Below are 19,539 nucleotides of genomic sequence, written 5' to 3'. Positions count from 1 at the left end.
AAGTTCTCTTTAGGCATGCTCGGTGACACCAGCGGCGTGGGCTTGCAGGTCGGCGTGATAGGACGAGCGCACCAGCGGGCCGGAAGCGACGTGGCCGAAGCCCATCGCCTCGCCGGCTTCGCGCAGCGCCTCGAATTCGTCGGGAGTCCAGTAGCGCACGACCGGGTGGTGATGCGGCGTGGGCTGCAGGTACTGGCCGATGGTGATCATGTCCACGTCATGGGCGCGTAGATCGCGCATGGTCTCCAGCACCTGCTCCATGGTCTCGCCCAGGCCCAGCATGATGCCGGACTTGGTGGGGACTTCCGGATGCTGCGCCTTGAAGCGCTTGAGCAGGTCCAGCGACCACTGGTAGTCCGCGCCGGGGCGCACTTCGCGGTAGAGGTGCGGCACGGTTTCCAGGTTGTGGTTGAACACGTCCGGCGGGAAATCCTTCAGCACTTCCAGCGCGCGCTCCATGCGGCCCTTGCCGCGGAAGTCGGGCGTGAGGATCTCGATCTTGATGTCGGGGCTGGCATGGCGCGTGGCGCGGATGCAGGCGGCGAAGTGCTCGGCGCCGCCGTCGCGCAGGTCGTCGCGGTCGACCGAGGTGATCACCACGTAGCGCAGGCGCATGTCGCGGATGGTCTCGGCCAGGCGGGCGGGCTCGAGCGGATCGGGCGCGGCCGGACGGCCGTGGGCCACGTCGCAGAACGAGCAGCGGCGGGTGCACACCTCGCCGAGGATCATGAAGGTGGCGGTGCCCTTGCTGAAGCACTCGTGGATGTTCGGGCAGGAGGCTTCCTCGCACACCGTCACCAGCGAGTTCTCGCGCAGGCGCGCCTTCAGCTGCTGCACGGCGTTGCCCTGCGGCAGGCGCACGCGGATCCAGCTGGGCTTGCGCAGCACGGGGGTGTCGGTTTCGAAGCCGGCGCGGTTGCGCGCGATCTTGTCGTTGCCGAGCTGCTTTTCGACCGCTTGTTTGTCGGCGGGCGTGCCGCTGACGACGCTGATCGGGATGACCTTGGAGGGGGACATATCGCTCATGTAGGCAAGCTCAGACCGCTACGCGAGCGGGTAGTTCGGGGATGACGGGAGCGGCGGACTCGGCGGTGAAATCGAACTGGCGGCAGAACTCCTCGACCAGTGCGTCTTCCACCTCCGCCAGCCGCGACGGACCGCCCAAGTCTAGCACCTGGGTGACCTGCAAACCCTTGTAGCCGCAAGGGTTGATGCGGTGGAACGGCTCCAGGTCCATGTTCACGTTGAAGGCCAGGCCGTGGAAGCTGCAGCCCCGCCGCACGCGCAGGCCCAGGGCGGCCACCTTGGCGCCGGCCACGTAGACGCCGGGGGCGCCGTCCAGGCGGGCCGCGCCGATGTTCCAGCGCTCCAGGGTGTCGATGATGGCCTGCTCGATCTTGCACACCATCTCGCGCACGCCGACGCCGGCGCGGCGCAGGTCGATCAGCGGATAGGCCACGATCTGGCCGGGGCCGTGATAGGTGACCTGGCCGCCGCGGTCCACCGGCACCACCGGGATCTCGCCGGGCGCCAGCACGTGTTCCATCTTGCCGGCCTGGCCCAGGGTGAACACCGGATCGTGCTCCAGCACCCACAGCTCGTCGGGGGTGTCGGGGCCGCGCTGGTCGGTGAACGCGCTCATGGCCTTCCAGGTCGCCTCGTAGGGCTGGCGGCCGAGGCGGCGGATTTTCAGCGGCTGGGACATGGGGACAACCGGGAAACGTAGAGGGTCGGGATGAGGTGCGGCCGGGTTCCGGGGCTTGCAAGGGCGCGGAGCGCGTCTCCGCGGCACCGATACGGCCGGCCCGAAACGGCGCGGGCCGGGAAAACCCGGCCCGCGCGTGGGATTACAGCGTGAAGCGGATATCCGGGTCGGCGCGCAGGCTGGCGTGCGCCTGGTCGTACTGCTCGCGGTTCTCGCAGCGGAAGCTGACCGTGACCGAGAGGAAATTGCCTTCGCGCGAGCTGCGGTGCTTCACCGTCTCGTGCAGCACGTGCAGGCCGATGCCCTCCAGGATCGCCGGCACGCGCTTGGGCAGGTCCGCATTGGCGTTGCCCATGGCGGTGATTTCGAATTCGCCGGGGAACTGGAAACCCTGGCCTTCGTTCTGCGCCTTGATCGAATCGATGTCCTGCATGGCGGTACCTCGTGCTTACTTCTTGGCTTCGTCAGGCTTCTTGTCGCTGTGGAACCACAGCATGATGCTGTCCCACAGGCGGCCGAAGAAGCCGGCCTGCGGCGCGTCCTCCAGCGCCACCAGCGGCAGGTTCTGCACCGGCTGGCCGTCCAGGGTGACGCGCAGCGTGCCGATCTGCTGGCCCTTGGTGAACGGGGCGATGAGGGTGGCGGGCACGTCCACGGTGGCCTTGAGCTTGTCGTAGTCGCCGCGCTTGACGGTGACCAGCACGTTCTCGCCCACGCCCAGCGGCACCTGGTCGGCCTTGCCCTTCCACAGGCGCGGCGTGGCCAGCGGCTTGTTGGCGTCGTAGAGCTTGTGGGTTTCGTAGAAGCGGAAGCCGTAGTTCATCAGCGCCAGCGCGGCATCGGCGCGCGCCTTCTCGCTGCTGGCGCCCATCACGATGGCGATCATGCGCGCCTCGCCCTGCTTGGCCGAGGCGGCCAGGCAGAAGCCGGCGGCGGCGGTGTGGCCGGTCTTGATGCCGTCGACGCTGGGGTCGCGCCACAGCAGCAGGTTGCGGTTGTGCTGCTTGATGCCGTTCCACTCGAAGTCCTTCACCGCCGAGATGGCGTAGTCCTCGGGGAAGTCGTGGATCAGCGCGCGCGACAGCAGGGCGATGTCGCGGGCGGTGGTGTAGTGGTTGGCGATCGGGTAGCCGGAAGCGTTCTGGAAGTTGGAATTGACCATGCCCAGCTGCTTGGCGTACGCGTTCATCAGGTTGGCGAACGCGCCTTCGCTGCCGGCGGTGTGCTCGGCCAGCGCGATGGCGGCGTCATTGCCGGACTGGATGATCATGCCGTACAGCAGGTCCTTCAGCGGCACCTGGCTGTTGAGCTTGAGGAAGCTGGTGGAACCGTCGGTGCCGGCGCCGCCGCTGCGCCAGGCGTTCTCGCTGATGGTCACCTGGTCGTTCATGTGGACCTTGCCGTTGGCGACCTCGGCCGAGACCACGTAGTCGGTCATCACCTTGGTGATCGAGGCCGGCTCCACGCGCACGTCGGGGTCCTTGGCGGCGAGCACCTGGCCGGTGGCGTAGTCCATCAGCACCCAGCTCTTGCCGTCCACGTCCGGCGGCGGCGGCACCGGCGCTTCGGCCACCACCGGCCGCGGCACGGGCGCGGGCTTCGGGGGCGTCTGCTGGGCGACGGCGGCGGTGCCGATCACCAGGGCGGCGATGGCAAACGGAGCGAGGGTACGGCGGAGGAGATTCATCGTTCTGAGAGGTCCGGTTTCGATAGGGCTGGCGCCGGAGCGCCGGAAGGGCAATGCGTCAGTCTACCGCGACCTGCGGACGCGGCAGTCCCATGTCTTCGATCCTGGCGGTGACTTCGTCGGCGCTGTCGACGTCGGCGATGGGTCCCACCCGCACGCGCCGCACGCTGCGGCCGTTGATTTGGGCATCCACCACCTGTACCGGCGCGAAATTCGCGCTGCGCAGCTTCTGCGCCACGCGCTCGGCATTGGCGTTGTCGGCGAAGGCGCCGACCTGCAGGTAGATGCCGGGCTTCGGCGGCGCACCGGCGCTGCTGCTGGCAACGGGTGCGGGCGGCGGGGGCGGCAGGTCCTGCAGCGGCTCGCCCGGCGTGATCGCGCGCACTTCCACCAGGCCGGTGCCCTTCGGGTACACGCCGATCTTCACCGCGGCGGCGTAGGAGAGATCGATCAGGCGGTTGTCGTGGAACGGCCCGCGGTCGTTGATGCGCACGACCACGCTCTTGCCGTTCTCCAGGTTGGTGACGCGCGCGTAGCTCGGCAGCGGCAGCGTCTTGTGCGCCGCGCTGAACTGGTACATGTCGTATTCCTCGAGGCTCGAGGTCTTGTAGCCGTGGAACTTGTTGCCATAGAACGAGGCGATGCCGCGCTCCACGTAGCCGCTCGCGTTCGGCAGCACGGTGTAGGTCTGGCCGAGCACGCTGTAGGGCGACTTGTTGCCGTACAGCGCGCGCGGTTCCACTTTCGGCACGGGCTCGACCAGCTTGCTGATGTCCGGCGGCGGGCCATCCGGCACGCTGTCGGCGTTGTCGCGGTAGCGGCTGCTCTGCGGGCGGCTGACGTCGTCGTCGACGCCGCGGCGCGAACCGCCCTCCGGCGACGGCCGGTACGCCCCGCCGCTGCTGCTGCGCCCCGGCGTATAGCCGCCGGATTTCGACGGCCGCGGCTTGCTGCCGCCGCAACCGGCCAGGGCGAGCATGGCGACCGCCAGCAGCGGCAGCGCGAGGCTAGGTTTCATCGACGCTCCCGCACGCCGTCGGCAATGGCCTGGGCGAGCTGGTGCACCGCCAGCGCGTACAGCGGGCTGCGGTTGTACTTGGTGATCACGTAGAAGTTCTGGAAAGTGAACCAGTACTCCGGCCCGTACGGCCCCTGCAGCGACTGCAGGCTGCTGCCCAGGCCCGGATCCATCGGCTGCAGCGGCGCATAGCCCCAGGCCATCAGCTGCTCCAGCGGCCACTGCGGCTTGGAATCCTTCACTTCGATCGGCCGCGCGGCGGCGTCGGGCTGCGCGCGCGCCACCACCGGCGCGCCGGTGACCCATCCATGCCTGGCGAAATAGTTGGCGACGCTGCCGAGGACGTCCGGCAGCGAATCGTGCAGGTCGATATGGCCGTCGCCGTCCTCGTCCACGCCGAAGTCGCGGATGCTCGACGGCATGAACTGGCCCCAGCCCTGCGCACCCGCATAGGAACCGGTGAGCGTATCCGGCGGGCCGGCGAGCATGCTGTCCGGCAGGCTCAGCAGCACCTTCAGCTGCTCGCGGAAGAACGCGGCGCGCGGCGGGTAATACAGGCCCAGCGTGACCAGCGCATCGAGCACCTTGTACTTGCCGGTGTTGCGCCCGTAGAAGGTTTCCACGCCGACGATGGCCACGATGTATTCCGGCGCCACGCCGTATTTCCTGCCGATGCGCTCGACCAGCTCGAGGTGCTGCAGATAGAACGCGATGCCGTCGTCGATGCGCTTGTCGGTGATGAAGATCGGCCGGTAGTCCTTCCACGGCTTGGCTTCGGCCGGGCGGCTGATGGCGTCGAGGATGCTCTGCTGTTTCTTCGCGCCGTCGAGCAAGGCGTTCAACCGGGCCGGATCCTTGCCGGTTTCCTTGGCGACTTCGGCGACCAGCTGCGCCTGTCCCGGGTGGGTCTGGGCCTGGGCTGTCGTCAGTGCGGCAGCGGCGGCGAGGCCCAGGGCGGCAATCCATTGCAGGGGACGGGGCATGGCAATCTCGGTCATCAGGCTACTTCGCTGTAAAACGCTGTGCGCGCAAGAGCCTAGCACGCATGGCGGCGCAAACCCTGGCGGAAAGCGGGCGTGCGCGGAGCCGGTTCAGTGACGCGAACCGCCGCGGCGCGGCTCAGTCGTGCATCTTGCGGTTGGCGTGGATCGACATCAGCACGCCGAAGCCGGTGAGCAGCGACACGGCCGAGGTGCCGCCGTAACTGATCAGCGGCATCGGCACGCCAACCACCGGCAACATGCCGGCGACCATGCCGCCGTTGACGAACACGTAGACGAAGAAGCTCATGCCGATGGCGCCGGCGAGCAGGCGCGAATAGGTTTCGCGCGCTTCCATGGCGATCCACAGGCAGCGGCCGATGATGAAGGCGTACAGCGCCATCACCGCGGCCACGCCGACCAGGCCGAACTCCTCGGCGAACACCGCGAAGATGAAGTCGGTGGTGTGCTCGGGCAGGAAGTCCAGGCGCGACTGCGTGCCGTGCTGCCAGCCCTTGCCGAACAGGCCGCCGGAACCCACCGCGATCTGCGACTGGATGATGTGCCAGCCGTTGCCCAGCGGGTCCGATTCCGGATCGAGCAAGGTGCGCACGCGGTTGCGCTGGTATTCGTGCAGGAAATGCCAGGCCACCGGCACCATGCCGCCCACCGCGGCGAGCAGGCTGCCGATCTTCCACCAGGCCATGCCGGACAGGAACAGCGCGAACGCGCCGGCGCCGGAGACCAGCACGGCGGTGCCCAGGTCCGGCTGCTCGGCGATCAGGGCGGCGGGAATGCCGATGAGAATGCCGACCGTGACGATGTCCTTCCACGACGGCGGCAGCTGCCGCGGGTGCAGGTACCACGCCACCATCATCGGCACGGTGAGCTTGAGCAGCTCCGACGGCTGGAACGACATCACGCCCAGGTTGAGCCAGCGCTTGGAGCCGCTGCGGATCTCGCCCACGCCGGCCACCACGATCAGCAGGAACACGCTGCCGGCGTAGAGCCAGGGCGTCCAGCCGCGCAGCACCGAGGGCGGGATGCGCGAGATCAGCAGCAGCAGCATGCCGCCGATGACGAAGCGCGCGGCCTGGCCGGTGATCATCGCCATGCTGCCGCCGCTGGCGCTGTACAGCGTGACCAGGCCGGTGATGGCCAGCAGCAGCAGGCCGAAGGCCAGCGGCAGGTCGATGCGCGGACGCGTCAGCAGGCGGCGCAGGAAGCGGGTCAGGCGGACCTGGAGTTCGTCGATCATTGATGGCCTCCGTCGTCCTGCTGGCCGCTGTCGTCGTGCCCGCTCTGATCACGATCGGACGGCAACTGCGCCGGCACATCGGCGGGCGTGGCCATCGGCGTGTCTTCCGGCACCTCCGGCACGCTGCTGGCGTTGGCCGGCAGGCCGCCCTGCTCCGGCGCATTGCGCGCGGGCACGGCGCCGCCCTGGCTGGCCAGCCAGGCTTCCATGATCTTGCGCACGATGGGGCCGGCGTCCGACGCGCCCCACGCGCCCTGTTCGAGCATCGCGGCCACGGCGATGCGCGGCGCGTCGGTGGGCGTGTAGCCGATGAACCAGGCGCGGTGGCGGGTGGCCAGGTAGGCGGTGTTCTTGTTGTTGTCGTAGTCGTTGCTGCGGCGGGAGAAACGCTCCGCCGTGCCGCTCTTGCCGGCCACCACATAGGGGAAGCCGGTGAACTGGCCCTTGCCGGTGCCTTCGGTGATCACCGCTTCCATGCCCTGGTTCACCACGTTCCAGTAGTTGTCCTTGTGGATCAGGGTGGGACCGCTGGGCGGATTGGGCAGCGGCACGCGCGACTCCTTCACCGCCGAGGTGGCCATCACCAGGCGCGGCGCATACGGCGTGCCGTGGCCGGCAAAGGTGGCCGTGGCGTGGGCGAGCTGCAGGGTGGTGACGTTCCAGTAGCCCTGGCCGATGCCGGCCAGGATGGTCTCGCCCGGGAACCAGCCGTACTTGCTGCGCGTGGCCTTCCATTCGCGCGAAGGCAGGATGCCTTCGACTTCGCCGAGCAGGTCGATGCCGGTCTTGTGGCCGAAGCCGAGACTGCCCATCCAGGCGCTGAGGCGGTCGATGCCCAGGTCCAGCGCGAGCTTGTAGAAGTAGGTGTTGGTGGAGTGCTGGATGGCGCGCACCATGTTCACCACGCCGTCGCCGCCGCGCTTGTCGTCGCGATAGCAGCGCTGCTGGCCGGGGATGCAGAACTCGCCGGTGGAAAGCACGGTGTCTTCCGGCCGCCGCACGCCGTACTCCAGGCCGCCCAGCGCGAGGAACGGCTTGACCGTGGAGCCTGGCGGGTAGGCGCTCTTCAATGCGCGGTTGAGCAGCGGCTTGTCTTCGGCGGTGGTGTAGGCGACGTAGTCGGTCTTGCTGATGCCGTTGACGAACAGGTTGGGGTCGAAGCTGGGCACGCTGACCATGGCCATGACCTGGCCGTTGCGCGGGTCGATCGCCACCGCCGAGCCCGGGCGGCCGGCGAAGGCGTCGGTGGCGGCCTTCTGCACGCGCGCATCGATGCTCAGGTACAGATTCTTGCCGGGCTTGGGCGCGTGGGTTTCCAGCACGCGCTGCACGCGGCCGTCGGCGTTCACTTCGACCAGCTCGTAGCCGGGCTCGCCGTGCAGCATGTCCTCGTAGGAGCGCTCCAGGCCGCTGCGGCCGACGTGGCTGGTGCCCTTGTAGCGGTCCGGGTCGAGGCGGTTGAGGTCGTCGGCGTCGATGCGGCCGACATAGCCGATGACGTGCGCGAACAGCTGCCCGTACGGGTAGCGGCGGGTGAGGTACGGCACCACGTCCAGGCCCGGGAATCGCCAGCGGTTGATGGCGAAGCGGGCGATCTCGTCTTCGGTGAGGTGCAGCTTCAGCGGCACGCTGTCGAAGCGGCGGTTCTGCTTGAGCTGCTTGCGGAAGGCTTCGACGTCGTCGTCGCCGAGCGGGATCACGTCGCGGATGCCGGCCAGCATGGCCGGCATGTCGGGCACCTGCTCGGGCACCACTTCGAGGCGGAAGGCCGGCACGTTGTCGGCCAGCAGCACGCCATTGCGGTCGAAGATCAGCCCGCGTGCGGGCGGGATGGCGCGCGGCTTGACGCGGTTGTTCTCCGAACGCAGCGCGAACTCGTCATGGCGCTGCACCTGCAGGTAGCTGTAGCGCACCACCAGCACGGAAAGGCCGAGCAGGATCAGCGCGAAGCCGACGAAGGCGCGCCAACGGAATAGGGTGCTTTCGCCCCGGGAGTCCTTGATCGAGCGGCGACGCAGGGCCATGGCGCTATTGCAGGCGCAGCCGCAGGCGCAGGTCGTCCATCAGCAGGAACAGGAACGGCCAGAGCGCGGCGCCGACGAACGGCGAGATCCACCAGGTGGCGGGCGGGAACGATTCGCCGGCAAAGGCGCGCACGATCAGCAGCACCACGCGGTCGTTCAGCAGCAGGGCCAGCACGGCCAGGGTCTGCTGCCACATCGGGAAGAAGCGCAGCCGCGAGCGGAAACGCAGCGCGATGAACACCAGCGCGCACAGGCGCATGGCCTGCTCGCCGAGCAGCACGCCGTCGAGCAGGTCCGCGCACAGGCCGATGCAGAAGGCCAGGCCCAGGCTGACGCGCTGGTCGCCGGCTTCCAGCGCCCAGTACAGCAGGAACAGCGCCGGCCAGTACGGCTTGAACGGCTGCAGCGCGCCGGGCAGCGGCACGAGCATGGACAGCAGGGCGAATGCCAGGGAACCGGAGAACCAGAGCAGGCCAACGCGTTGCTTGTTCATGGCACGGTGCTCGCGGAGGCGGGGGTTGCCGAGGCAGGAGTAGCCGAGATGGGCGTGACGCGCGGCAGCGTGGCTGCGGTGGCGGCCGGGGCGGGTGCGAGGTCGGCCGGCGGGCCGGCCTGGGTGGCGGGTTCCGGCGGGCCGGCGGGTTCGGCCTGGTCGTGCAGGATCAGCACGTCCTCGCTGCGGTCCAGATCGGCGGTGGGACGCGCGCGGCCTTCCAGGAACATGCCCGAAGCGCCCGGCTCCACGCCGCGGATTTCGCCCACCGGGAAGCCCGGCGGGAAACGGCCGCCGAGGCCGGAAGTAAGCAGCTTGTCGCCCGGGCGCACGTCGGCGGCCATGGAAATGTTGGGCAGGCTGAGCAGGTCGCCGTCGCGCGAGCCGTAGGCCACGGTGCGCAGGCCGGTGCGCTCCACCACCACGGGGATGGCGTGGTCCGGATCGGTCACCAGCATGACCAGCGAGGTGCGCGGCATCACTTCCACCACCTGGCCGATCACGCCGTGCGCGTCGATCACCACCTGGCCCTTCTTCACCCCGTCGCGCTCGCCGACATTGACCAGCATGCGGTGGCGGTAGCTGCCCAGGTCCACGTCGATGACGCGGGCCAGCTGGACGTTGAGTTCCAGGCTGTGCTGGGTGGCCAACAGCTCCTTCAGGCGCTCGTTCTGCTCGGCCACCGAGGCCATGCGATTGAGCTTGGCGTTGGCCAGCAGCAGGTCTTCGCGCAGGCGCTGGTTCTGCTCGGTGAGCAGCTGGCGGTCGGCGAAGGCCACGCTGAGGTTGCGCATGCCGGCGGCGGGCATGCCGGCGAGGCGGTAGACCGGTTCGACCACGGCCGAGGTGGTGTAGCGGATACGCCACATCCAGCCGTTGCGATGGTCCAGGACCATCAGCACCATGGCGAACGCGAGATAGAGGATGAGGCGCAGGGTGCCGGCAACCGTGCCGGCAAACAGGGGCGAGGAGTCCTCGCGAGCGAGTGCCATCCCCTGCCCCTTTAGCGCTTATTCGGCGGCGAAGAAGTCGCTGCCGTGCTGGTCGATCAGCTCCAGCGCCTTGCCGCCGCCACGGGCCACGCAGGTGAGCGGCTCGTCGGCCACCATCACGTGCAGGCCGGTCTCTTCGGAGATAAGGCGGTCCAGGTCGCGCAGCAGGGCGCCGCCGCCGGTGAGCACGATGCCGCGCTCGGCCACGTCGGAGCAGAGCTCCGGCGGGGTCTGCTCCAGCGCCGACTTCACCGCGGCGACGATGCCGGACAGCGGCTCGTGCAGCGCTTCCAGCACCTCGTTGGAGTTGATGGTGAACATGCGCGGCACGCCTTCGGCCAGGTTGCGGCCGGAGATTTCGATCTCGCGCACGTCGGTCTGCGGGAACGCGCAGCCGATCTCCATCTTGATGCGCTCGGCGGTGGATTCGCCGATGAGCGTGCCGTGGTTGCGGCGCACGTAGTTGATGATGGCCTCGTCGAAGCGGTCGCCGCCGACGCGGACCGACTGCGAGTAGACGATGCCGTTGAGCGAAATCACCGCCACTTCGGAGGTGCCGCCGCCGATATCCAGCACCATCGAGCCGCGCGCCTCGTGCACCGGGATGCCGGCGCCGATCGCGGCGGCCATGGGCTCCTCGATCAGGAACACGTCGCGGGCACCGGCGCCTTCGGCCGATTCCTTGATGGCGCGGCGCTCCACCTGGGTGGAGCCGCAGGGCACGCAGACCAGCACGCGCGGGCTAGGACGCAGCAGGCGCGAACGGTGGACCTGCTTGATGAAGTGCTGCAGCATCGCCTCGGTCATGGAGAAGTTGGCGATCACGCCATCCTTCATCGGACGCACGGTGGCGATGTTGCCGGGGGTGCGGCCCAGCATCTTCTTGGCGTCGCTGCCGACGGCGGCGACGGCGCGGGGGCCGCCCGGGCCACGATCCTGGCGGATAGCGACTACGGAAGGTTCGTTCAGAACGATGCCCTGTCCACGCACATAAATCAGCGTATTGGCTGTGCCCAGATCGATGGAGATGTCGTTGGAGAAGATCCCGCGAAACTTCTTGAACATGGGGCCGCCGTGCGTCGATCTGGCTAAAAAGTAAGCGCGCCAGTCTAAAGACGCGGACACTTGCGCGCAAGGACAATATCGTTAAGAAAGCCTTGTACGACGGGGTGATATGCCAACTTTCGCGCAGGCCGCATGAGTTGGATTTTTCAAAGAGTGATCGCCCTGGCGATCGGATATCGGTAAAATTCGCAACTTTGGCCGGGACGGTATCCCGGCCATTGGTCCGACCGCGCTTGCGCGGCCCGTTCACTAGCCCGGGGACACCCACGAATCATGTCTGCCGTTATCTGCGGTTCGTTGGCATACGACACCATCATGGTCTTCCAGGACCAGTTCAAGAACCACATCCTGCCCGACCAGGTGCACATCCTGAACGTGTCGTTCCTGGTGCCGCGGATGCGTCGCGAGTTCGGCGGTTGCGCCGGCAATATCGCCTATAACCTGAAGCTGCTCGGCGCCGATCCGCTGCCGGTGGCCACGGTGGGCCAGGATTTCGGCCCGTATCGGGCGCATATGCAGGAATGCGGGATCCGCCTGGATTATGTGCGCGAGTTCGGCGACCAGTTCACGCCGCAGTGCTTTATCACCACGGATCTGGATAACAACCAGATTACGGCGTTCCATCCCGGTGCGATGTTGAGCGCGCACGAAAATCATGTGCGGGATATTCCTGAGATCAGCTTCGCGATTGTCGCGCCGGATAGCCGCGATGCGATGCTGCAGCACGTGGATGAGTTTTCGGCGCGGAATGTGCCGTTTATTTTCGATCCGGGCCAGGCGATGCCGTTGTTCAACGGCGATGAGTTCCGCTCGATGATCGAGAAGTCGACGTATGTGATCGTCAACGATTACGAGTCGCAGCTGCTGCAGTCGCGTACGGGCTGGAGTGCGGAAGACATCGCGAGCCGGGTGAAGGCATACATCGTGACGCTGGGTCCGCGTGGGTCGCTGATTCATACCGATGGCATCACGCACGAGATCCCGCCGGCGCGCGAACGCAAGGTGGTGGATCCCACCGGCTGTGGCGATGCTTATCGTGCGGGCCTGATCTTCGGGATCATGCGCGGGAAGGATTGGCCGACGATCGGACGGATGGCGTCGCTGATGGGTGCGCTCAAGGTCGAATATCCGGGGACGCAGAATCAGCGCTTCGATTACGCGCTGTTTGCGACGGAGTTTGAGGAACAGTTTGGGTATGGGTTGGATTGACCTCAGTTAATTCAAATTGACTTGGGTTGGTTAATTCAAGTTGATGTGGAAAAGGCCTCCTGGATGGGAGGCCTTTTTTGTTTTGGGACTTGCTTGGTAGCACTTCTTTTGAAGCCGTCTGGCTTTGGTGGTGCGTTGCCCGTTGGCACGCAGCCAGTCGTTACCGGGACTGATCTGGTGCTAGACCGATCGCCAGGTCGCGATGGCCCGGCTCTTTACCCTGGATCGCTATCGCATCGATCACGCCGCGGCGGATACAAAATCCGTGACGATGCTGGCCGTCGGCGCTGACTTTGAGTTGCAAGGCGGGCAAGTGGATCGATTTCGCTAGCTTTGCCTAGCGCGAAAACGCTGATACCGCTACGCACCTGTGTTTGCTGGCAGATACGACGGGCGCTTCGAGTCGAGCTCAATGAGTGGAACGTCTGCCATGCGCTGCAGGCCTGCATTGCTGACGCGAGAGCGCCGCATTTTCGACTTGAAGGCTGCTGCAGATTATCTATTCGGATTAACTCGTGCCGCATCGAGTGCTAATGACGGCGTGGATATCGAGCACATGGCGGAGCTAATGCAGTGATTATGTTCGGACCAAGAAAAAACCCTCACCGAGACGGTGAGGGTTTTTAGGATAAAGCCCCTGGCGATGACCTACTCTTGCATAGCAAGCTACACTACCATCGGCGCAGCTGCGTTTCACTTCCGAGTTCGGGATGGGATCGGGTGGGGCCACAGCGCTATCGTCGCCAGGGAAGGGGTGGGGGCAGCGCAGTTTGGTGCGCCAAGCCCCGCAAAGGGGTAAACGAGTGACAAGCGTCTGGTGAATCGGGATGTTCGCTAAGGATTATGCGAAGCGTCTTGGGGTTATATGGTCAAGCCGCACGGCTCATTAGTACGCGTAAGCTCAATGCATTGCTGCACTTCCACACCGCGCCTATCAACCACCTAGTCTAGATGGGGCCTTAAGGAGTCTCTGGGACTCGGGAGATCTCATCTTGGGGCGTGCTTCCCGCTTAGATGCTTTCAGCGGTTATCACTTCCGTTCGTAGCTACCGGGCAATGCCATGGGCATGACAACCCGAACACCAGCGGAACGTCCACTCCGGTCCTCTCGTACTAGGAGCAGCCCCCCTCAAATCTCCAACGCCCACGACAGATAGGGACCGAACTGTCTCACGACGTTCTGAACCCAGCTCGCGTACCACTTTAAATGGCGAACAGCCATACCCTTGGGACCGACTACAGCCCCAGGATGTGATGAGCCGACATCGAGGTGCCAAACACCGCCGTCGATATGAACTCTTGGGCGGTATCAGCCTGTTATCCCCGGAGTACCTTTTATCCGTTGAGCGATGGCCCTTCCATACAGAACCACCGGATCACTAAGACCTACTTTCGTACCTGCTTGATCCGTCGATCTCGCAGTCAAGCACGCTTATGCCTTTGCACACAGTGCGCGATGTCCGACCGCGCTGAGCGTACCTTCGTGCTCCTCCGTTACTCTTTGGGAGGAGACCGCCCCAGTCAAACTACCCACCACACACGGTCCCCGATCCGGATTACGGACCTAGGTTAGAACGTCAAGCACTTCAGGGTGGTATTTCAAGGATGGCTCCACCGAAACTAGCGTCTCGGTTTCATAGCCTCCCACCTATCCTACACAGAAGAACTCAACGTTCAGTGTGAAGCTGTAGTAAAGGTTCACGGGGTCTTTCCGTCTTGCCGCGGGAACGCTGCATCTTCACAGCGATTTCAATTTCACTGAGTCTCGGGTGGAGACAGCGCCGCTGTCGTTACGCCATTCGTGCAGGTCGGAACTTACCCGACAAGGAATTTCGCTACCTTAGGACCGTTATAGTTACGGCCGCCGTTTACTGGGGCTTCGATCAAGAGCTTCGCCTTGCGGCTGACCCCATCAATTAACCTTCCAGCACCGGGCAGGCGTCACACCCTATACGTCCACTTTCGTGTTTGCAGAGTGCTGTGTTTTTGATAAACAGTCGCAGCGGCCAGGTTACTGCGACCCTTCTCAGCTCAGCTACGCACGTAGCCACCAAAAAGGGCGCACCTTCTCCCGAAGTTACGGTGCCATTTTGCCTAGTTCCTTCACCCGAGTTCTCTCAAGCGCCTTGGGATTCTCACCCTGCCTACCAGTGTCGGTTTACGGTACGGTTTCTCTGCAGCTGAAGCTTAGTGGCTTTTCCTGGAAGCGTAGTATCAGTCACTTCGCCCTAAAGGGCTCGTCTCGGTGCTCGGTGTATGTGATCCCGGATTTGCCAAAGATCACCACCTACCGCCTTTCCCCGGGACAACCAACGCCCGGTAGACCTAACTTTCTCCGTCCCCACATCGCACTGCAGACAAGTGCCGGAATATTAACCGGCTTCCCATCGACTACGCATTTCTGCCTCGCCTTAGGGGCCGACTCACCCTGCGCCGATGAACGTTGCGCGAGGAAACCTTGGGCTTTCGGCGTGCGGGCTTTTCACCCGCATTATCGTTACTCATGTCAGCATTCGCACTTCCGATACCTCCAGCAGGCTTCTCAACCCACCTTCACAGGCTTACGGAACGCTCCTCTACCGCGCACACAAAGTGTGCACCCCGAGCTTCGGTGTAGTGCTTAGCCCCGTTAAATCTTCCGCGCAGGCCGACTCGACCAGTGAGCTATTACGCTTTCTTTAAAGGGTGGCTGCTTCTAAGCCAACCTCCTGGCTGTCTGTGCCTTCCCACATCGTTTTCCACTTAGCACTAACTTTGGGACCTTAGCTGCGGGTCTGGGTTGTTTCCCTTTTCACGACGGACGTTAGCACCCGCCGTGTGTCTCCCGTACAGTCTGTCCTGGTATTCGGAGTTTGCCATGGTTTGCTAAGTCGCGATGACCCGCTAGCCATAACAGTGCTCTACCCCCAGGAAGATACATACGAGGCGCTACCTAAATAGCTTTCGAGGAGAACCAGCTATCTCCGAGTTTGTTTAGCCTTTCACTCCTATCCTCAGCTCATCCCCATCTATTGCAACAGATGTGGGTTCGGTCCTCCAGTGCGTGTTACCGCACCTTCAACCTGGCCAAGGATAGATCACTCGGTTTCGGGTCTACTGCCAGAGACTATGCGCCCTATTCAGACTCGGTTTCCCTTCGCCTCCCCTAGACGGTTAAGCTCGCCACTGACAGTAAGTCGCTGACCCATTATACAAAAGGTACGCAGTCACCCTTGCGGGCTTCCACTGCTTGTACGTATACGGTTTCAGGGTCTATTTCACTCCCCTCTCCGGGGTTCTTTTCGCCTTTCCCTCACGGTACTTGTTCGCTATCGGTCGGTCAGGAGTATTTAGCCTTGGAGGATGGTCCCCCCATGTTCAGACAGGGTTTCACGTGCCCCGCCTTACTCAATTTCACACAACGTGCCTTTTCGCCTACAGGGCTATCACCTGCTATGGCCGGCTTTTCCAAACCGTTCGGCTAAAACATGCTGTGCTTTTGGGCTAGTCCGCGTTCGCTCGTCGCTACTGACGGAATCTCGGTTGATTTCTTTTCCTTCGGGTACTTAGATATTTCAGTTCCCCGAGTTCGCTTCACAGAGCTATGTATTCACTCAGTGATACTGCTTACGCAGTGGGTTTCCCCATTCGGACATTGCCGGATCAAAGCTTGTTGCCAGCTCCCCGACACTTTTCGCAGGCTGCCACGTCCTTCATCGCCTCTGACCGCCAAGGCATCCACCGTATACGCTTGGTCGCTTGACCATATAACCCCAAGTCGCCTCGGGATCACACGTCCAAACAACGCGTTCGCTTAATTGCCTCAACGACACATCTCGATTCGGTTTCGAACCAAGACGCTTGTCACTCGTTTACATTTTCAAAGAACACGAAATCGGCCACAGTGCCGTCTCGCTTCAAAATCTTTTTGTGTGCGCTACATATCCGCGTGGAACTGGTGGAGCCAGTCGGGATCGAACCGACGACCCCCTGCTTGCAAAGCAGGTGCTCTCCCAGCTGAGCTATGGCCCCTTAGTGGTGGGTCTGGGAGGACTCGAACCACCGGCCTCACCCTTATCAGGGGTGCGCTCTAACCACCTGAGCTACAGACCCATAAAGCTTTCGAGGCCGCCCCTTGCGGAGCGCGCCTTTCACGCCATTGGCGTGCGGATATGCAGGTGTCTTGTGTGGACGTCTTACGTCAGCGGTTCTGTCGTTCTCGAAAGGAGGTGATCCAGCCGCACCTTCCGATACGGCTACCTTGTTACGACTTCACCCCAGTCATGAACCACTCCGTGGTCGTCGCCCTCCTTGCGGTTAGGCTAACGGCTTCTGGAGCAACTCACTCCCATGGTGTGACGGGCGGTGTGTACAAGGCCCGGGAACGTATTCACCGCAGCATAGCTGATCTGCGATTACTAGCGATTCCGACTTCACGAAGTCGAGTTGCAGACTTCGATCCGGACTGGGATCGGCTTTCTGGGATTGGCTCCACCTCGCGGTATTGCAACCCTCTGTACCGACCATTGTAGTACGTGTGTAGCCCTGGCCGTAAGGGCCATGATGACTTGACGTCATCCCCACCTTCCTCCGGTTTGTCACCGGCAGTCTCCTTAGAGTTCCCACCATTACGTGCTGGCAACTAAGGACAAGGGTTGCGCTCGTTGCGGGACTTAACCCAACATCTCACGACACGAGCTGACGACAGCCATGCAGCACCTGTGTTCTGATTCCCGAAGGCACTCCCGCATCTCTGCAGGGATTCCAGACATGTCAAGGCCAGGTAAGGTTCTTCGCGTTGCATCGAATTAAACCACATACTCCACCGCTTGTGCGGGCCCCCGTCAATTCCTTTGAGTTTCAGTCTTGCGACCGTACTCCCCAGGCGGCGAACTTAACGCGTTAGCTTCGACACTGATCTCCGAGTTGAGACCAACATCCAGTTCGCATCGTTTAGGGCGTGGACTACCAGGGTATCTAATCCTGTTTGCTCCCCCACGCTTTCGTGCCTCAGCGTCAGTGTTGATCCAGATGGCCGCCTTCGCCACTGATGTTCCTCCCGATCTCTACGCATTTCACCGCTACACCGGGAATTCCACCATCCTCTATCACACTCTAGCTCTCCAGTATCCACTGCCATTCCCAGGTTGAGCCCGGGGATTTCACAGCAGACTTAAAGAACCGCCTACGCACGCTTTACGCCCAGTAATTCCGATTAACGCTTGCACCCTTCGTATTACCGCGGCTGCTGGCACGAAGTTAGCCGGTGCTTATTCCTCAGGTACCGTCAGCCCCGCCGGGTATTAGCCGGCAGTATTTCGCTCCTGATAAAAGTGCTTTACAACCCGAAGGCCTTCTTCACACACGCGGCATTGCTGGATCAGGCTTTCGCCCATTGTCCAATATTCCCCACTGCTGCCTCCCGTAGGAGTCTGGGCCGTGTCTCAGTCCCAGTGTGGCTGATCATCCTCTCAGACCAGCTATCGATCGTCGCCTTGGTGAGCCATTACCTCACCAACTAGCTAATCGAACATCGGTCCATCCAACCGCGCGAGGTCTTTCGATCCCCCGCTTTCTCCCGTAGGACGTATGCGGTATTAGCGTAAGTTTCCCTACGTTATCCCCCACGTCTGGGCAGGTCCCGATGCATTACTCACCCGTCCGCCACTCGCCACCCACAGTATTGCTACTGCTGTGCTGCCGTTCGACTTGCATGTGTTAGGCATGCCGCCAGCGTTCAATCTGAGCCAGGATCAAACTCTTCACTTAAGTTTTCGAACATCCGAAGATGCTCTATCTTTCTGAAGCGTTGTCCTAACCATAAAACGTCAAGCTTTTGAATTGACTCTTAGGTTAGACGCTTGCATTTGTTGGACATGAATCCATCCAACGCAAGACGCCCACACAAGTCACCTGCGCACACTGTCAAAGATCAATCACTTGCGATCCGTTCTTCGAATCGCCCCGAGACGTTTCGTCCCGGGTGAGCCGCCCATTCTACATCGTCTTTCCGGTCCGTCAACACCTGCAGCGAAGAATTTTCATCGTGCCGTGTTGCCGTGGAACCCTTCGTCGAAGGCGTTTCGTCGAAGGGGCGAGAATCATATCGTCCATCCAGGAATCTGTGAAGGGGTTGCGCGGAAAATTTTTCCATCAGATGACAATCCGCGCCCCGCTACACTCGCGCGCATCCACTCACCTATAGAGAAGGACTCGAGGTAGCGATGAAAAGCCTGCTAGTAGCGCCCCTGTTGTTCGCCATCACCGCATGCGCCGCCGCGGCGCCTTCGTCACAGCCCAGCGTGACGCTGCACGGCAAGCGTTTCACCACCGAGTTCGCCATTACCGATGCCACGCGTGCGCGCGGCCTGATGATGCGCACCTCGCTCGCGCCCGATCACAGCATGCTGTTCGTGTTTCCCGATACCGATCAGCGCTCGTTCTGGATGAAGAACACGCTCATCCCGCTCGACATCCTGTACTTCGATGCCGACCGCAAGCTGGTCTCGATGCAGCTCGACGTGCCGCCGTGCAAGGCGGACCCGTGCGCCACCTACCCGAGCAATGCCCCGGCCCGCTACGTACTGGAGCTGCCCGCGGGTACCGCCGGCCGCATCTATGCGACGCCGGGCGACGAACTGACGGTGGAAGGAAACGTCGGCAAGGTGGAGTGATCGGCCGTTGCGGCCTGATCGTGTGCGATGGGCACGCCGATGCGGAATGGAATCAGCGATTCGGGAAGCAGCTTTTCCAGGGCATCCCAATCGTCTTCGAACGGTACGAACTGTTGCATGTGAGGCTCCCTGCTGAAGCGTCCCTCTGCGAGGGACGCGGGAGCATCAGAACACGCGGTCCGGTCAATGCGATGGCAAATTCGGGCCGCGTGCTGACAGAAGCGGGAGCGCTTTCAGTCGACCTCGACCATTTCGAAGTCGGCCTTGGTCGCGCCGCAGTCCGGGCAGGTCCAGGTATCGGGCACGTCTTCCCAGCGGGTACCCGGATCGATGCCTTCGTCGGGCACGCCCTCGGCTTCGTCATAGATAAAGCCGCAGACCACGCACATCCACTTCTTGTTGGGAGAGCCCTGACTCATCGTTATTGCGCTGCTTGAAAAGGGAACAAGAGGCGC

At 63.4% G+C, this 19,539-nt stretch carries 14 protein-coding genes, 2 tRNA genes and 3 rRNA genes; 2 read left to right on the top strand and 17 right to left on the bottom strand.

Annotation, left to right across the window (positions count from 1 at the left end; all coding sequences use genetic code 11):
• Positions 1-9: 9 nt before the first annotated feature.
• The 11 genes from lipA to ISN75_RS01755 form a co-directional block, all read right to left on the bottom strand.
• A complete protein-coding gene (gene lipA / locus ISN75_RS01805; protein ID WP_167258513.1) occupies positions 10-1,026 on the bottom strand; it encodes a lipoyl synthase in 1,017 nt (338 codons plus the stop codon).
• A gap of 10 nt (positions 1,027-1,036) precedes the next feature.
• Positions 1,037-1,705, bottom strand: coding sequence for a lipoyl(octanoyl) transferase LipB (lipB, locus tag ISN75_RS01800; RefSeq protein WP_167258511.1), 669 nt, complete (start codon positions 1,703-1,705; stop codon positions 1,037-1,039).
• 142 nt (positions 1,706-1,847) lie between these two features.
• Positions 1,848-2,138 (bottom strand): YbeD family protein, encoded by a 291-nt coding sequence (locus tag ISN75_RS01795; protein ID WP_167258509.1) that lies wholly within the window; start codon positions 2,136-2,138, stop codon positions 1,848-1,850.
• Positions 2,139-2,153: 15 nt separating this feature from the next.
• Entirely contained in the window at positions 2,154-3,392 is a 1,239-nt protein-coding gene (locus ISN75_RS01790; RefSeq protein ID WP_167258507.1) for a D-alanyl-D-alanine carboxypeptidase family protein, read from the bottom strand.
• A gap of 58 nt (positions 3,393-3,450) precedes the next feature.
• Positions 3,451-4,410 carry a septal ring lytic transglycosylase RlpA family protein gene (locus tag ISN75_RS01785; RefSeq protein ID WP_168649630.1) on the bottom strand — a complete coding sequence of 320 codons (960 nt, stop codon included), beginning with the start codon at positions 4,408-4,410 and terminating at the stop codon, positions 3,451-3,453.
• Entirely contained in the window at positions 4,407-5,393 is a 987-nt protein-coding gene (gene mltB / locus ISN75_RS01780; protein WP_423385118.1) for a lytic murein transglycosylase B, read from the bottom strand. Before mltB ends, ISN75_RS01785 begins: the two co-directional genes overlap by 4 nt.
• 136 nt (positions 5,394-5,529) lie before the next feature.
• Positions 5,530-6,648 carry a rod shape-determining protein RodA gene (gene rodA, locus ISN75_RS01775; RefSeq protein ID WP_167258501.1) on the bottom strand — a complete coding sequence of 373 codons (1,119 nt, stop codon included), beginning with the start codon at positions 6,646-6,648 and terminating at the stop codon, positions 5,530-5,532.
• Positions 6,645-8,672, bottom strand: coding sequence for a penicillin-binding protein 2 (mrdA, locus tag ISN75_RS01770; protein WP_167258499.1), 2,028 nt, complete (start codon positions 8,670-8,672; stop codon positions 6,645-6,647). The genes rodA and mrdA overlap by 4 nt, the downstream gene beginning before the upstream one ends.
• Positions 8,673-8,676: 4 nt before the next feature.
• Entirely contained in the window at positions 8,677-9,165 is a 489-nt protein-coding gene (gene mreD, locus ISN75_RS01765) for a rod shape-determining protein MreD (RefSeq protein WP_167258497.1), read from the bottom strand.
• Positions 9,162-10,157: a rod shape-determining protein MreC gene (gene mreC, locus ISN75_RS01760; protein WP_343821804.1), complete on the bottom strand. Its 996-nt coding sequence runs from the start codon at positions 10,155-10,157 to the stop codon at positions 9,162-9,164. Before mreC ends, mreD begins: the two co-directional genes overlap by 4 nt.
• Before the next feature lie 18 nt (positions 10,158-10,175).
• Positions 10,176-11,222: a rod shape-determining protein gene (locus ISN75_RS01755; protein ID WP_167258493.1), complete on the bottom strand. Its 1,047-nt coding sequence runs from the start codon at positions 11,220-11,222 to the stop codon at positions 10,176-10,178.
• A gap of 273 nt (positions 11,223-11,495) precedes the next feature.
• Between ISN75_RS01755 and ISN75_RS01750 the strand changes: the two genes are divergently transcribed.
• On the top strand, positions 11,496-12,431 hold the full coding sequence (locus ISN75_RS01750) for a carbohydrate kinase family protein (protein ID WP_167258491.1): 936 nt from the start codon (positions 11,496-11,498) through the stop codon (positions 12,429-12,431).
• Between the two features lie 635 nt (positions 12,432-13,066).
• Here ISN75_RS01750 and rrf read toward each other — a convergent pair.
• The 5 genes from rrf to ISN75_RS01725 form a co-directional block, all read right to left on the bottom strand.
• Positions 13,067-13,179 (bottom strand): 5S ribosomal RNA (rrf, locus tag ISN75_RS01745).
• Positions 13,180-13,296: 117 nt separating this feature from the next.
• A 23S ribosomal RNA gene (locus ISN75_RS01740) occupies positions 13,297-16,175 on the bottom strand.
• 191 nt (positions 16,176-16,366) lie between these two features.
• Positions 16,367-16,442 (bottom strand) — tRNA-Ala (locus tag ISN75_RS01735).
• Positions 16,443-16,446: 4 nt separating this feature from the next.
• Positions 16,447-16,523 (bottom strand) — tRNA-Ile (locus ISN75_RS01730).
• A gap of 109 nt (positions 16,524-16,632) precedes the next feature.
• Positions 16,633-18,179: ribosomal RNA gene (locus ISN75_RS01725) — 16S ribosomal RNA — on the bottom strand.
• Together the 16S, 23S and 5S rRNA genes with 2 tRNA genes alongside form the textbook arrangement of a ribosomal RNA operon.
• Before the next feature lie 455 nt (positions 18,180-18,634).
• Here ISN75_RS01725 and ISN75_RS01720 point away from each other — a divergent pair.
• Entirely contained in the window at positions 18,635-19,084 is a 450-nt protein-coding gene (locus ISN75_RS01720; RefSeq protein ID WP_343819075.1) for a DUF192 domain-containing protein, read from the top strand.
• A gap of 233 nt (positions 19,085-19,317) precedes the next feature.
• Here the strand turns inward: ISN75_RS01720 and ISN75_RS01715 are convergent, their stop codons facing one another.
• Positions 19,318-19,503: a rubredoxin gene (locus ISN75_RS01715; RefSeq protein WP_167255379.1), complete on the bottom strand. Its 186-nt coding sequence runs from the start codon at positions 19,501-19,503 to the stop codon at positions 19,318-19,320.
• Positions 19,504-19,539 lie beyond the last annotated feature (36 nt).

It is taken from the genome of Dyella marensis, assembly GCF_049532885.1.
Lineage (GTDB): Bacteria > Pseudomonadota > Gammaproteobacteria > Xanthomonadales > Rhodanobacteraceae > Dyella_D > Dyella_D marensis.
This window is presented reverse-complemented; position numbering and strand designations above follow the sequence as displayed.

Bases quoted from the DNA above. Each gene is read 5' to 3' on its own strand.
- lipA (WP_167258513.1), bottom strand. From the start codon at position 1,026: ATGAGCGATATGTCCCCCTCCAAGGTCATCCCGATCAGCGTCGTCAGC.
- lipB (WP_167258511.1), bottom strand. From the start codon at position 1,705: ATGTCCCAGCCGCTGAAAATCCGCCGCCTCGGCCGCCAGCCCTACGAG.
- ISN75_RS01795 (WP_167258509.1), bottom strand. From the start codon at position 2,138: ATGCAGGACATCGATTCGATCAAGGCGCAGAACGAAGGCCAGGGTTTC.
- ISN75_RS01790 (WP_167258507.1), bottom strand. From the start codon at position 3,392: ATGAATCTCCTCCGCCGTACCCTCGCTCCGTTTGCCATCGCCGCCCTG.
- ISN75_RS01785 (WP_168649630.1), bottom strand. From the start codon at position 4,410: ATGAAACCTAGCCTCGCGCTGCCGCTGCTGGCGGTCGCCATGCTCGCC.
- mltB (WP_423385118.1), bottom strand. From the start codon at position 5,393: ATGCCCCGTCCCCTGCAATGGATTGCCGCCCTGGGCCTCGCCGCCGCT.
- rodA (WP_167258501.1), bottom strand. From the start codon at position 6,648: ATGATCGACGAACTCCAGGTCCGCCTGACCCGCTTCCTGCGCCGCCTG.
- mrdA (WP_167258499.1), bottom strand. From the start codon at position 8,672: ATGGCCCTGCGTCGCCGCTCGATCAAGGACTCCCGGGGCGAAAGCACC.
- mreD (WP_167258497.1), bottom strand. From the start codon at position 9,165: ATGAACAAGCAACGCGTTGGCCTGCTCTGGTTCTCCGGTTCCCTGGCA.
- mreC (WP_343821804.1), bottom strand. From the start codon at position 10,157: ATGGCACTCGCTCGCGAGGACTCCTCGCCCCTGTTTGCCGGCACGGTT.
- ISN75_RS01755 (WP_167258493.1), bottom strand. From the start codon at position 11,222: ATGTTCAAGAAGTTTCGCGGGATCTTCTCCAACGACATCTCCATCGAT.
- ISN75_RS01750 (WP_167258491.1), top strand. From the start codon at position 11,496: ATGTCTGCCGTTATCTGCGGTTCGTTGGCATACGACACCATCATGGTC.
- ISN75_RS01720 (WP_343819075.1), top strand. From the start codon at position 18,635: ATGAAAAGCCTGCTAGTAGCGCCCCTGTTGTTCGCCATCACCGCATGC.
- ISN75_RS01715 (WP_167255379.1), bottom strand. From the start codon at position 19,503: ATGAGTCAGGGCTCTCCCAACAAGAAGTGGATGTGCGTGGTCTGCGGC.